Origin of the sequence: Pseudomonas sp. Lz4W, assembly GCF_000346225.2 — a bacterium.
GTDB classification, from domain to species: Bacteria; Pseudomonadota; Gammaproteobacteria; order Pseudomonadales; family Pseudomonadaceae; genus Aquipseudomonas; species Aquipseudomonas paraversuta.
The window spans coordinates 4,587,090-4,600,774 of record NZ_CP017432.1 but is presented as its reverse complement, the minus strand read 5'-3'; the positions used below and the strand labels follow the sequence as shown (position 1 = coordinate 4,600,774).

7 protein-coding genes are annotated in these 13,685 nt (G+C 59.9%); 3 read left to right on the top strand and 4 right to left on the bottom strand.

Going from position 1 to position 13,685, the window contains the following annotated elements:
* Positions 1-94: 94 nt before the first annotated feature.
* A complete protein-coding gene (locus tag B195_RS20940) occupies positions 95-931 on the top strand; it encodes a 23S rRNA (adenine(2030)-N(6))-methyltransferase RlmJ (protein WP_003438881.1) in 837 nt (278 codons plus the stop codon).
* Positions 932-1,028: 97 nt separating this feature from the next.
* Here the strand turns inward: B195_RS20940 and msrA are convergent, their stop codons facing one another.
* The 4 genes from msrA to aceE form a co-directional block, all read right to left on the bottom strand.
* Complete coding sequence (msrA, locus tag B195_RS20935; protein ID WP_003438892.1) at positions 1,029-1,679, bottom strand: peptide-methionine (S)-S-oxide reductase MsrA; 651 nt, start codon at positions 1,677-1,679, stop codon at positions 1,029-1,031.
* A 67-nt stretch (positions 1,680-1,746) separates the two neighbouring features.
* On the bottom strand, positions 1,747-4,443 hold the full coding sequence (locus B195_RS20930) for a GGDEF and EAL domain-containing protein (protein WP_003438895.1): 2,697 nt from the start codon (positions 4,441-4,443) through the stop codon (positions 1,747-1,749).
* A gap of 377 nt (positions 4,444-4,820) precedes the next feature.
* Positions 4,821-6,464: a dihydrolipoyllysine-residue acetyltransferase gene (gene aceF, locus B195_RS20925; RefSeq protein WP_003438897.1), complete on the bottom strand. Its 1,644-nt coding sequence runs from the start codon at positions 6,462-6,464 to the stop codon at positions 4,821-4,823.
* Between the two features lie 11 nt (positions 6,465-6,475).
* On the bottom strand, positions 6,476-9,121 hold the full coding sequence (aceE, locus tag B195_RS20920) for a pyruvate dehydrogenase (acetyl-transferring), homodimeric type (protein WP_003438900.1): 2,646 nt from the start codon (positions 9,119-9,121) through the stop codon (positions 6,476-6,478).
* Positions 9,122-9,505: 384 nt separating this feature from the next.
* Here aceE and glnE point away from each other — a divergent pair, with 384 nt between their 5' ends.
* Together glnE and B195_RS20910 are read left to right on the top strand one after the other, a co-directional pair.
* Positions 9,506-12,448, top strand: coding sequence for a bifunctional [glutamate--ammonia ligase]-adenylyl-L-tyrosine phosphorylase/[glutamate--ammonia-ligase] adenylyltransferase (gene glnE, locus B195_RS20915; protein ID WP_003438902.1), 2,943 nt, complete (start codon positions 9,506-9,508; stop codon positions 12,446-12,448).
* 85 nt (positions 12,449-12,533) lie between these two features.
* On the top strand, positions 12,534-13,457 hold the full coding sequence (locus tag B195_RS20910) for a branched-chain amino acid transaminase (protein WP_003438904.1): 924 nt from the start codon (positions 12,534-12,536) through the stop codon (positions 13,455-13,457).
* Positions 13,458-13,685 lie beyond the last annotated feature (228 nt).

Genomic DNA, 13,685 nt, shown 5'->3' with positions numbered 1-13,685 from the left:
CCTGCCTGGCTGCACCGTTTGGCGCGGCCACGGGCTTAACCCCTGACGTTATTCGCTGCACAGGGTAAACTTCGCCCCCTGCGCAGGAGCAACCATGAACTATCGTCACGCCTTCCACGCCGGCAACCACGCCGACGTCTTTAAACACATTGTCTTGACCCGCCTCATCGCCCTGATGTCGCGTAAAGATCAACCTTTTGCCTACCTCGATACCCACGCCGGGATCGGCTTGTACGACCTCAAGGGCGACCAGGCCAATCGCACGGGTGAGTACCTGGAAGGGATTGCGCGGTTGTGGGGCAAGAAGAATTTGCCGGCGGTGACTGCCGATTACATGCAGGTGCTGAACAAAATGAACCCGGATGGCGAGTTGCGCTACTACCCGGGTTCGCCTGAGCTGGCGCGGTGTTTGACCCGTTCCCAGGATCGCGTGTTGCTGAACGAGAAGCACCCGGAAGACGGTGTGTTGCTCAAAGACAACATGAAAGGCGATCGGCGGGTGGCGGTGCATCTGGGTGAGGGCTGGCATGTGCCGCGGGCACTGCTGCCAGTGGCCGAGAAGCGCGGACTGATGCTGATTGACCCGCCGTTTGAAAAGCTCGATGAGATGAAGCGCTGCGCCGAATCGCTGAAAGATGCGATCAGCCGTATGCGTCAAACCGTGGTGGCGATCTGGTACCCGATCAAGGACAAGCGCCAGTTGCGTCGCTTCTATCAGGACCTGGCAGGTTCAGGTGCGCCGAAATTGCTTCAGGTCGAGTTGTTCGTGCACCCTCTGGACACCCCTGGCAGCCTCAATGGCTCCGGCCTGGCCATTGCCAATCCGCCGTGGGGGCTGGAAGAGGAGCTGCGTGAGTTGATGCCGTGGCTGGCCAAGCATCTGGGGCAGACCCAGGGCGGCTTTCAGATGGAATGGTTGATCGCAGAGTAATTGGCATCAGGCAAAACCAATCGCGAGCAAGCTCGCTCCTGCAGGTATCAACTAAACCTGTAGGAGCGAGCTTGCTCGCGATGTTGTTTGTGTCACCTCAAATCGGGCAGGTCACGCCGGTGCCACCGATACCGCAGTAGCCTTCCGGGTTTTTCGCCAGGTATTGCTGGTGATAGGCCTCGGCGAAATAGACCGTAGGGGCCTGGTCGATTTCGGTGGTGATGGTGCCCAGGCCAGCTTTGGTCAGCTCGGCCTGGAATGCGGCTTTGCTGGCCAGTGCCTCATCCAGCTGTTCCGGTGTGGTGCAGTAGATAACCGACCGGTACTGGGTACCGATGTCGTTGCCCTGGCGCATGCCCTGGGTCGGGTTGTGCAGCTCCCAGAACATTTTCAACAGTTCTGCGTAGCTGACTTTGTCCTGGTCGTAGACCACCAGAACCACTTCGGTATGGCCGGTCAGGCCCGAGCAGACTTCTTCGTAGGTCGGGTTCGGGGTGAAGCCGCCGGCGTAGCCCACGACGGTGCTGACTACGCCTTCACGCTGCCAGAACTTGCGTTCTGCGCCCCAGAAACAACCCAGGCCGAAAATGGCAAAGCCGACATTGCCGATAAAGGGGCCCAGCAGCGGGGTGTCTTTGTGTACGAAGTGGTAGTCCGGCAACACCATTGGCGTTTCGCGGCCCGGCAGGGCCTGTTCTTGAGTAGGTAGCACGTTTTTATTCACCAGGATTTCCGAGCGTAAGACCATGTTGCAAGTCCTCTCAGTCAGATTGTAGGAATTAAGATCTGCAGTTTGCCCCAGTGTTACGTCGTTGTCAGGCCAGGGGGCCACGCGGATAGCGTTTGAGTCGGGTCACCAGTTCGCTGCCGGGGATCGGGCGGTCGAACAGGTAACCCTGGCCCACATCGCAACGATGGCGGCGCAGGAACGCCAACTGTGCAGCGGTTTCGATGCCTTCGGCAACCACTTTGAGTTTGAGGTTGTGGGCCATGGCGATCACGGCAGAGGTGATCTCCATGTCGTTCTGGTTGTCCGGGATGTCATTGATAAAGCTGCGGTCGATCTTGAGGATGTCGATCGGGAATTTTTTCAGGTAGCTGAGCGATGAATAACCGGTGCCAAAATCGTCCATGGCCAGGGTCAGGCCGAGCTTTTTGAGCTGATCGAGTTGCAGGCGCGTGTCATCGGTGGCTTCCAGCAGCAGGCCTTCGGTCAGTTCGAGTTCCAGCAGCGAGGCGGGCAGCCGTTCTTCCTTGAGGATGCTGGCAATCGAGGCCACCAGATCCGGGTCGGAAAACTGCTTGGGCGACAAATTGATTGCCACCTGCAGGTTGCCCAGGCCTTCGCCGGCCAGCTGTTTGCTCATGCGGCAGGCCTGGCGCGCGACCCATTTGCCAATCGGAATGATCAACCCGGTTTCCTCGGCCACGCTGATGAACTGGTCAGGGCGGATCATGCCTTTTTCCGGGTGGTTCCAGCGCAGCAGGGCTTCCATGCCCAGCAGCCGGCCGCTGCGCAGGCAGAGTTTGGGCTGGTAGAACACGTCGAGTTCATTTTGCGTCAGGGCCCGGCGCAGATTGTTTTCGACGAAGAGTTTGTAGCTGGCTTCGGCGTTCAGGGCTTCGGTGAACACTTGCACCTGGTGCTTGCCGTTGGCTTTGGCCTTGTGCAGTGCCAGCCCGGCGTTGCGCATCAGGGTTTGCGGGTCGCGCCCGTGCAAGGGCGAGCAGGCGACGCCGACCGAGCCCGTAACGCTGATTAGCTGGTTGTCGACGAACATCGGCTTGTCGAGGGTCATCAGCAACTGGCTGGCGATTTTCTGCCCGGTCTCCAGGCCCGTGTCATCGAGCAGTACGGCGAATTCGTTACTGGCGAAGCGCGCCAGGTTGTCGCTCGGGTTGAGGCTGTTGCGCAACCGTCTGGCCAGGCTGATCAGCAGTTTGTCGCCAGTCTGGTGGCCGAGGCTGTCATTGATGCGCTTGAAGTTGTCGATGTCTACCAGCAGCAGGCATACCTGGGTGGTGCTGTTGCGGGCGAAGCGCTCATCGAGGTTGCGAATGAACGCCGGGCGGTTGCCCAGATTGGTCAGGTTGTCGGTGTAGGCCAGACGCTCGATGCGCTGCTGTGCCAGTTTGGAGTCGGTGATGTCTTCGTAAATGCCGATGTAATGGGTCAGTTCACGGTTGTCGCCATAGACCTTGGAGATCGACATCTGGCCCCAGTAGGGCTCCAGGTTTTTGCGCCGGCTTTTGAATTCGCCTTGCCAGCTATTGCCTTTGCTCAGGCTTGAGTGCGCATCAAACAGCAGATCGCTGAGGTTCTCCAGTGCGGGCAGTTCCGACAGCTTGTGCCCCTGCACTTCGTCGGAACTGTACTGGGTGATGGCGGTAAAGCTGGGGTTGACGTATTCGACCACTCCCATGCAGTTGACCAGCAGGAAAGCGTTGGCGCTTTGTTCGACCGCCCGCTGGAACAGGTGCAGGGCGTTGGTGGCGGTACGCCGGTTGTGGTTGTTGATGACTTGGGCGAACTGGTCAGCCAGTTCGCCGGCAAAGGCAATTTCATCCGCCTGCCAGACCCGGGTTTTGCCGGTTTGCTCCAGGCACAGCACGCCGACCACCTGGCCGTCGATGCGGATACTGGCATCGAGCATGGCGTTGGCATCGCGTCGACCCGGGCTCGCCATCAGCTCGCGGGTGCGCGGGTCATGGTTGGCATTCTGGGCATCGATGGAGCGGCTGGTGTGCAGGGCTTCGAGATAGTCCGGAAACGCACTGGCGTCGAAAATTCCCTGCTCGACAAAGGCCTGGCTTTCGCGCTGATACGCAGAGATAGGCAGCAGCTGGTTGCCTTCAAGGTTCCACAGGCTGGCGCCGTCCACTTGATAAATCTCGCAGGCGCTACGGGTAATCAGTTCCGCTGCCTCTTGCAGCGAGTTGTGCTGGCTATACCGGTGGCGGGCCAGCAGCAGGATCAGATCCTGTTGCGCCCGCACCCGCTCCAGATGCTGGAGTTGCTCTTGCTGGGCCCGCTGGTTGAGCTCCAGGGCGATGTGCAGGCGGCTGTGCTGGGTTTCGGGCCCGGCTGGCGGCGCAGCAGGCAGTGCGCTGTTGACCGCGCTTTCGACCACCAGCAGGTAGCCGCGCAGCAAGTGCCGATTGTGCTGTTTGTAAGCTTCGCCCAGCTCCATCAGGTTCAGCGCGCCCTGGGGGGTGTGCAGGGTGTAATGCACCACGTAGTGGGGGCTGGTCCTGAGTTGCAGTTCAATCGCGTCATGCAGCTGGTAGCGGGCCTTGGGCTCCATCAGGCTGGCATAGGGCGAGCCGGTGAGCGCGCACAGCTCTGCCGCTGGCAGGCCAAACTGGCGTTCGCAGTGGGGGTCCAGGTAGAGCAGTGCCCAGCTGGCTTCATTAAGCCGTTCGAAACGCAGCATGCCGAGCCGGGAGGGCACGGGTAACTGGGTCACGACCTCGGCTGCCATACGCAGGGCAGCATCGGGTTGGCTTTTCATTAAGACACTCGCTTTACAAATGCTGATTGCACACGGGCTGGCGCCCTGTTCCTGCGGTCGGTGGTCTGCGGCAAGGTTGCATCAAGCTCACGACGCTGACAAGTGAGCATGCAGGCTCAGGTCGCTATCGGCAGGCTTGCCGATAGCTGCAGGTTGTCCGTCGGCTGTTACGCTTTTATGACTCGCCGGCTTCAGGGGCCGGCAGGCTGTAATCATCCCTGGCAAGCCGGCTCCCGCAGGGTTATGGGGGAAGCGGCTGGCCAGCAAAAAATGCGGGCAAAAAAAGCCCCGCCAAACGGGCGGGGTTGAGGTACGAGCGTGGCGCTCGGAAAACTGTGCGCTACTCCGGCCTTCCCTGGGGAAGGCCGGGGCGTGGCTTACAACAGGATGGTGCGGATGTCGCCCAGCAAGTCGCTCAGGCGCTTGGTGAAGCGTGCAGCCGCTGCGCCGTTGATCACACGGTGATCGTAGGACAGCGACAGAGGCAGCATCAGTTTCGGCTGGAAGGCTTTGCCGTCCCAGACTGGCTGGATGGTTGCCTTGGAAACGCCGAGGATCGCCACTTCCGGTGCGTTGACGATCGGCGTGAAGCCGGTGCCGCCAATGTGCCCGAGGCTGGAAATGGTGAAGCAGGCGCCCTGCATGTCGTCAGCGGTGAGCTTCTTGTCGCGGGCCTTGGCAGCCAGTGCGGCGGCCTCGGCAGCAAGCTGCAACAGGCTTTTCTGGTCGACGTTTTTGATCACAGGGACCAGCAGGCCATCCGGGGTGTCTACGGCAAAGCCGATGTTGACGTACTTCTTGCGGATGATCGCTTTGCCGCTTGGCGCCAGCGAGCTGTTGAAGTCCGGCATTTCCTTGAGCAGGTGGGCGCAGGACTTGAGCAGCAGAGGCAGTACGGTCAGCTTGACGCCGGCTTTTTCTGCGACGGCTTTTTGCGCGACGCGGAAGGCTTCCAGCTCGGTGATGTCAGCCTGGTCGAACTGGGTCACGTGCGGGATGTTCAGCCAGCTGCGGTGCAGGCTCGACGCGCCGATTTGCATCAGGCGGGTCATGGCCACTTCTTCAACTTCGCCGAAGCGGCTGAAGTCCACTACCGGGATCGGAGGAATGCCCGCGCCGCCGGTTGCACCGGCTGCCGGAGCTTCCTTGGCCTTCTGCATCATGGTTTTGACGTAAGCCTGCACGTCTTCTTTGATCACACGACCATGGGGGCCGCTTGGGCTGACTGCGCTCAGCTCGACGCCGAACTCGCGGGCCAGTTGACGCACGGCGGGGCCGGCGTGAACTTTGGCACCGCTTGCTGCTGGTGCAGCGGCCGGGGCCGGGGCTGGTGCCGCAGCTTTGGCAGCCGGTGCAGCAGGTGCCGCAGCAGGCGCCTCAGCTTTGGCCGCAGCAGGAGCTGCAGCCTGGGCCGGTGCCGCTGGCGCAGCAGCGCCCGCGACCTTGAGCTTGAGGATGAAGTCGCCAGTGCCGACTTCGTCATCCAGCTTGACCGAAATGCTTTCAACCACACCGGCGGCCGGCGATGGAATTTCCATGCTGGCTTTGTCGGATTCGAGGGTGATCAGCGATTGATCAGCCTCAACGGTATCGCCGGCCTTGACCAGGATCTCGATGATCTTGGCTTTGCCCGACGAGCCGATGTCCGGGACGTGAATGTCCTGGACGGTGGATTGTGCAGGTGCTGCAGCCGGGGCCGCAGGGGCCTCGGCAGCAGGGGCGGCAGCCGGTTTTTCTGCCGCGGCAGGTGCCGCTGCAGGGGCTGGTGCTTCAGGGGCTGCAGCGCCACCTTCAACTTCCAGCTCCAGCAGTTCGTCGCCTTCTTTCAGGCGGTCGCCCAGCTTGACCTTCAGGCTCTTGACGACGCCGGCCTTGGGAGCAGGGATTTCCATGCTCGCCTTGTCCGACTCCAGGGTCAGGATGCTTTGATCGGCTTCGATACGGTCGCCGACCTTTACAAACAGTTCGATGACTTCGCCGTCACCGCTGCCGATGTCAGGTACTCGAATGAGTTCGCTCACAAAAATTCTCCTCAGCAGTCCAGTGGGTTGCGTTTTTCCGGGTTGATGCCGAACTTGACGATGGCTTCAGCCACTACTTTCGGTTCGATATCGCCACGGTCAGCCAATGCTTCAAGGGCTGCCAACACCACGAAATGACGGTCTACTTCAAAGAAGTGACGCAGTTTTTTGCGGCTGTCGCTGCGGCCGAAACCATCAGTGCCCAGCACTTTGAATTCCTTGACCGGTACCCACTGACGAATCTGCTCGGCGAACAGCTTCATGTAGTCGGTGGAGGCAATGACCGGACCTTTACGGCCAGTCAGGCACTCTTCGACATAGCTCAGCTGAGGCTTCTGGCCCGGGTGCAGACGGTTGCTGCGCTCAACGGCCAGGCCGTCGCGACGCAGTTCGTTGAAGCTGGTAACGCTCCATACGTCAGCACCGATGTTGAAGTCTTCACGCAGGATTTTCGCCGCTTCACGCACTTCGCGCAGGATGGTGCCGGAGCCCATCAGCTGAACGTGGTGAGCTGCTTCCTTGGTGTCTTCTTCAAGCAGGTACATACCCTTGACGATGCCTTCCTCAACACCGGCCGGCATGGCTGGCTGCTGGTACGACTCGTTCATCACGGTGATGTAGTAGAAGACGTCCTGTTGCTCTTCGGTCATCTTCTTCATGCCGTCCTGAATGATCACCGCCAGCTCGTAGCCGTAGGTCGGATCAAAGGTGCGGCAGTTCGGGATAGTGCTGGCCAGGATGTGGCTGTGACCGTCTTCGTGCTGCAGGCCTTCACCGTTGAGCGTGGTACGCCCGGCGGTGCCGCCGATCAGGAAGCCACGGGTGCGGCTGTCGCCGGCGGCCCAGGCCAGGTCGCCAATACGCTGGAAACCGAACATCGAGTAGAAGATGTAGAACGGCAGCATTGGCTGGTTGTGGTTGGAGTACGAAGTACCGGCGGCGATGAAGGAGCTCATGGCGCCTGCTTCGTTGATGCCTTCTTCGAGAATCTGACCTTTCTTGTCTTCGCGGTAGAACATCACCTGGTCTTTATCAACCGGCTCGTAGAGCTGGCCGACGGACGAGTAGATGCCCAGTTGGCGGAACATGCCTTCCATACCGAAGGTACGGGCTTCGTCCGGGATGATCGGAACGATGCGCTGACCGATGTCCTTGTCCTTCACCAGCTGTGCCAGGATGCGCACGAACGCCATGGTGGTGGAAATTTCACGGTCGCCGGAACCGTCAAGGATGGCCTTGAGCGTGTCCAGTGGCGGGGTAGGGATGCTCAGGCTCTTGGCGCGGCGCTGAGGGACGAAGCCGCCCAGTGCAGTGCGACGTTCGCTCAGGTAGCGGGCTTCGGCGCTGCCTTCTTCGGGTTTGAAGAATGGCAGGCTTTCGATTTCGTCGTCTTTGACCGGAATGTCGAAACGGTCGCGGAACAGCTTCAGGCTTTCAACATCAACTTTCTTGGTGTTGTGCGCAGTGTTCTTCGCTTCGCCGGCACCGGTGCCATAACCCTTGATGGTCTTGGCCAGGATGACGGTTGGCTGGTTTTTGTGGTTGACCGCTTCGTGGTACGCCGCATAGACCTTGTACGGGTCGTGGCCGCCACGGTTGAGCTTCCAGATCTCGTCGTCGGACAGATCGGCAACCATCGCCTTGAGTTCTGGCGTGTTGAAGAAGTGCTCGCGCACGAACGCGCCGTCTTTGGCTTTGTAGTTCTGGTACTCGCCGTCGATGACTTCGTCCATGCGACGTTGCAGGATACCGTCGACGTCCTTGGCCAGCAGCGGGTCCCAGAAACGGCCCCAGATGACTTTGGTCACGTTCCAGTGAGCGCCGCGGAACACGCCTTCGAGTTCCTGGATGATCTTGCCGTTGCCGCGAACCGGGCCATCAAGGCGCTGCAGGTTGCAGTTGATGACGAAGATCAGGTTGTCGAGGTTTTCGCGGCCTGCCAGGGAGATGGCGCCCAGGGATTCCGGCTCGTCACACTCGCCGTCACCCAGGAAGCACCAGACTTTTTGCTTGCCGGCAGGAATGTAGCCACGGGCTTCCAGGTACTTCATGAAGCGTGCCTGGTAGATCGCCTGGATCGGGCCAAGGCCCATGGATACAGTCGGGAACTGCCAGAAGTCGGGCATCAGCCAAGGGTGCGGGTAGGACGACAGGCCCTGACCGTCGACTTCCTGGCGGAAGTTGTTCATTTGATCTTCGGTGATGCGGCCTTCCATGAACGCACGGGCGTAAACGCCTGGCGAGGTGTGACCCTGGAAGTAGATCAGGTCGCCGCCATGTTCTTCGGTCGGAGCCTGGAAGAAGTAGTTGAAACCGATGTCATACAGCGTTGCGCTGGAAGCGAAACTGGAGATGTGACCGCCCAGGTCAGAATCTTTCAAGTTCGTGCGCATGACCATCGCCATCGCGTTCCAGCGTACCAGCGAGCGAATGCGGCGTTCCATGAACAGGTCGCCAGGCATGCGTGCTTCGTGGGTAACGGGAATCGTGTTGCGGTATGGCGTGGTGATGGCGTACGGCAGTTGCGAACCGGTGCGTGTAGCGAGCTCACCCATACGGGTCATCAGATAGTGAGCGCGTTCTTCGCCTTCTTTGTCGAGAACCGATTCCAGGGCGTCCAGCCATTCCTGGGTTTCGACGGGATCGAGGTCTTGCATGGCTTGCTCCAGGGCGGAAAGGCTTCCAGAATCGGTTGCCTGAGTTTGCGACTGGCCTTGTGGGCAGACGACATAAATTCTTGGATGACCGGAGGGTTGATTCCGGCGTTGTGTAGTTTTACTACAAATCGTCGGCCATTTCAGCCTTTCGAGTATGTTGCTCAGTAGTAAAACTACAGGAAAGCATAGGGTGCTTGCCTGTTGCGTTGTGTGAAAAATCGATATTGTTAGTGCTTGATTTGCAATTTGATCTTCAGATTGCAGGTTGGCTGCCAATTAAATAGAAATTTCAGCTATTTGTAACCTTTGTTCGACAGTCGGATTTAACCGCTGTTTCTTCCTGTCACCGTACTCGGCAACACCTTCGCCGATCAAGGATAGACCATGAGCCTTCCCTCGCTTGCCGCAATTCCGAGCCTTTTATTGCCACTTGTCAGCCGTAGCGAGCAGTCATGGCGCGCTGCTGTTGCGCAACTTGCCGGCGAGCACGGGCTTGATGACTGGTCGCCAGAGCGCTGGGCTGCCTTTGAGCGGGTGAGTGCGGCGAGCGACTTCTTTATTGAACAGTCATTGCGTGATCCTGTGATGTTGCTTGATCTGGTGCGCAGTGGGGAGCTGGACCGCAGTTTCAAACCTGGTGAGTTGTGCGGGCAAATTGCAGAAGCTGTCGAGACGGCCGCCACCGATGACGAATTGGGGCGCGTGCTGCGGCGTCAGCGCACCCGTCAGCAAATCCGGATTATCTGGCGTGACCTCAACCGCCAGGCCGATCTGGTTGAAACCTGCCGCGACCTGTCGGACATGGCCGATGCCAGCATCGATCAGGCCTATCGCTGGTTGTATCAGCGCCATTGCCAGCAATTCGGTACGCCTACCGGGCATCGCAGTGGCGAACCGCAGCCAATGGTGATTCTGGGGATGGGCAAGCTGGGCGCCGTGGAGCTCAACCTGTCATCGGACATCGACCTGATTTTCGCCTACCCCGAGGGCGGCGAAACCGTCGGGGCAAAGCGTGCGCTGGACAATCAGGAGTTCTTTATCCGTCTGGGCCAGCGCCTGATCAAGGCCCTGGACCCGATGACCGTTGACGGTTTTGTATTCCGTGTCGACATGCGCCTGCGCCCTTATGGTTCCTCGGGGGCCCTGGTGCTGAGTTTCAACGCTCTGGAGCAGTACTACCAGGACCAGGGGCGCGACTGGGAGCGCTACGCCATGATCAAGGCCCGGGTCGTGGCCGGTGATCAGGCGATGGGGGCACAGTTGCTCAGTTTGCTGCGCCCGTTCGTGTACCGGCGCTACCTCGATTTTTCGGCGATAGAAGCCCTGCGCACCATGAAACAGCTGATCCAGCAGGAAGTGCGGCGCAAGGGCATGGCCGACAACATCAAGCTGGGTGCCGGCGGGATTCGTGAAGTCGAGTTTATCGCCCAGGCCTTCCAGCTGATCCACGGCGGCCGCGACCTCAGCCTGCAGCAGCGTCCGCTGCTGACAGTGCTGGGCATTCTCGAAGGCCAGGGCTACCTGCCCGCGCAGGTGGTCAGCGAGTTGCGTGAAGGTTACGAATTTTTGCGTTACACCGAACACGCTATTCAGGCCATTGCCGATCGCCAGACCCAAATGCTGCCGGACACCGAGCAGGATCAGGCGCGTATCGCATTCATGATGGGGTTCGACAACTGGGCCGCGTTCCATGAACAGTTGATGATGTGGCGCGGCCGTATCGACTGGCATTTCCGTCAGGTGATTGCCGACCCGGACGAAGAAGAGGACATCGACGAAGGTGAGCTGATCGTCGGCGGTGAGTGGTTGCCGTTGTGGGAAGAAGTCCAGGATGACGCCGCGGCCTGCGCGCAACTGCAGGAAGCCGGGTTTGTCGATGCCCCCAATGCCTTGAAGCAACTGGCCAGCCTGCGCTCCAGCCCGCAACTGCGTGCCATGCAGCGTTTGGGCCGCGAGCGGCTGGATGCCTTTATTCCGCGTTTGCTGGCTCAGGCGGTCGAACATGCCAACCCCGATCTGGTGCTGGAACGGGTGTTGCCGCTGGTGGAGGCGGTGGCCCGGCGTTCCGCGTATCTAGTGTTGCTGACCGAAAACCCTGACGCCCTGCGGCGCCTGCTGACCCTGTGTGCGGCCAGTCCATGGATTGCCGAACAGATCACCCGCTTCCCGCTTTTGCTCGATGAGTTGCTCAATGAAAGTCGTCTGTTCAAGCCGCCCCTGGCCCCGGAGCTGGCCGCTGAACTGCGCGAACGCCTGACGCGGATCCCCGAGGACGACCTTGAGCAGCAAATGGAGGCCTTGCGTAACTTCAAACTGGCCCACCGCCTGCGGGTTGCGGCCTCGGAAATTGCCGGCAGCCTGCCTTTAATGAAGGTCAGCGACTACCTCACCTGGCTGGCCGAAGCCATTCTGCAACAAGTGCTGGCGCTGGCCTGGCGCCAGACAGTGGCCAAGTACGGCACGCCGCAGCGGGCCGACGGCAGTCTGTGCGATCCCGGTTTCATTATCGTGGGCTATGGCAAAGTGGGCGGGATCGAGCTGGGGCACGGCTCGGATCTGGATCTGGTGTTTATTCACGATGGCGACCCCAACGCTGACACCGATGGTCCCAAGCCCATCGACAGCGCGCAGTTTTTCACCCGTCTGGGCCAGCGCATCATCCACTTGCTGACGGCCCAGACCAACTCCGGGCAGCTGTATGAAGTTGACATGCGCTTGCGCCCGTCAGGCGCTTCAGGGCTATTGGTCAGTTCGCTCGGCGCTTTCGAGCGCTACCAGCAAAGCGAAGCCTGGACCTGGGAACACCAGGCGCTGGTGCGGGCCCGGGTCCTGGTCGGTTGCAAGCAAGTGGGCGCAGCATTCGAGCAAGTGCGTGCGAGCATTCTGTGCCGGGAGCGCGATTTGCCGACCCTGCGCCAGGAAGTCAGCGAGATGCGGGCCAAAATGCGTGGCAACCTCGGTACCCGGATCACTGCTGCAGGCACCGCGGAAAATGCCTTCCAGGCCACGGTGCCGTTCGACCTCAAGCAGGACGCCGGTGGTATCGTCGATATTGAATTTATGGTGCAATACGCGGCTCTGGCCTGGTCCAGGGAACACCCTGCGGTACTGCGCTACACCGATAACATCCGCATTCTGGAAGGGCTGGAGCAGGACGGGCTGATACCCGCCGCTGATGCTGCCCTGTTGCGCGAGGCTTACAAGGCCTTTCGCGCCGTAGCCCACCGGCAAGCCTTGCAGAAGGAGGCCGGGGTGGTCACGGGGGATCAATTTGTGGTCGAACGTCAACACGTACGGCGCATTTGGTCTGAGCTAGGATTGAGCTAGAAAACGTATCCGGCGGGTTCATAAGGCCCGTCCAATTTGCCTGACGTGTCATGCGCAGGTGCTGGATTCTTTGAGGAGCGTAATGATGTCGATGGCTGATCGTGATGGTGTGATCTGGTATGACGGCAAGCTGGTGCCGTGGCGCGATGCGACAACCCACGTGCTGACCCATACCCTGCACTACGGCATGGGCGTGTTTGAAGGTGTGCGCGCGTATGAAACCCCGCAAGGCCCGGCGATTTTCCGCCTGCAGGCGCACACTGACCGCCTGTTCGATTCGGCCCACATCATGGGCATGAAGATCCCGTTCAGCAAAGACGAAATCAACGAAGCGACCCGCCTGGCGGTGCGTGAAAACAACCTCGACAGCGCCTACATCCGGCCGATGGTGTTCTACGGATCTGAAGCCATGGGCCTGCGTGCCACCGGCCTTAAAGTCCATGTGATCATCGCCCCGTGGAGCTGGGGTGCCTATATGGGCGCCGAAGCCCTGGAAGTCGGGATCAAGGTGCGTACCAGCTCCTTCACCCGTCACCACGTGAACATCTCCATGACCCGGGCCAAGGCCAACGGTCACTACATCAACTCGATGCTGGCCCTGCAGGAAGCGATTTCCGGCGGTGCTGACGAAGCGTTGCTGCTGGACCCGGAAGGCTTCGTGGCTGAAGGCTCGGGCGAAAACGTATTCCTGATCAAGGACGGCGTGATTTACACCCCGGACGTGACGGCTTGCCTGAACGGCATCACCCGCAGCACGATCCTGACCCTGGCCACCGAGCTTGGGTACAAATTTGTAGAAAAACGCATTACCCGGGACGAGGTTTACATCGCCGACGAAGCCTTCTTTACCGGCACTGCCGCTGAAGTGACGCCGATTCGCGAAGTTGACGGGCGACTGATCGGTATTGGCCGTCGCGGTCCGATTACCGAAAAACTGCAAAAAGCCTACTTTGATCTGGTAACCGGCAAGACTACTGCTCACCCAGAGTGGCGTACACTGGTCAAATAAAGCGATATGGCACTACAGCGGGGAGGCGAATGCCTGATTCCCGTCAGTTAAATGAACGCTGTTTCTGTAGGAGCGAGCTTGCTCGCGATGGTCGTTAACGCTAACGCGTGTTTACTGGATAAACGCGGCGCTATCGAGATCATCGCGAGACAAGCCCGCTCCTGCGGTTGAGGTAACAGGGCTTTTAACAGACAGGTATCAGGCGAATGCCTCCCTTGCTCGTTTATG

Excerpts from the sequence above, each read along its gene's own strand:
- B195_RS20940 (WP_003438881.1), top strand. The coding sequence starts at position 95 with ATGAACTATCGTCACGCCTTCCACGCCGGCAACCACGCCGACGTCTTT.
- msrA (WP_003438892.1), bottom strand. The coding sequence starts at position 1,679 with ATGGTCTTACGCTCGGAAATCCTGGTGAATAAAAACGTGCTACCTACT.
- B195_RS20930 (WP_003438895.1), bottom strand. The coding sequence starts at position 4,443 with ATGAAAAGCCAACCCGATGCTGCCCTGCGTATGGCAGCCGAGGTCGTG.
- aceE (WP_003438900.1), bottom strand. The coding sequence starts at position 9,121 with ATGCAAGACCTCGATCCCGTCGAAACCCAGGAATGGCTGGACGCCCTG.
- glnE (WP_003438902.1), top strand. The coding sequence starts at position 9,506 with ATGAGCCTTCCCTCGCTTGCCGCAATTCCGAGCCTTTTATTGCCACTT.
- B195_RS20910 (WP_003438904.1), top strand. The coding sequence starts at position 12,534 with ATGTCGATGGCTGATCGTGATGGTGTGATCTGGTATGACGGCAAGCTG.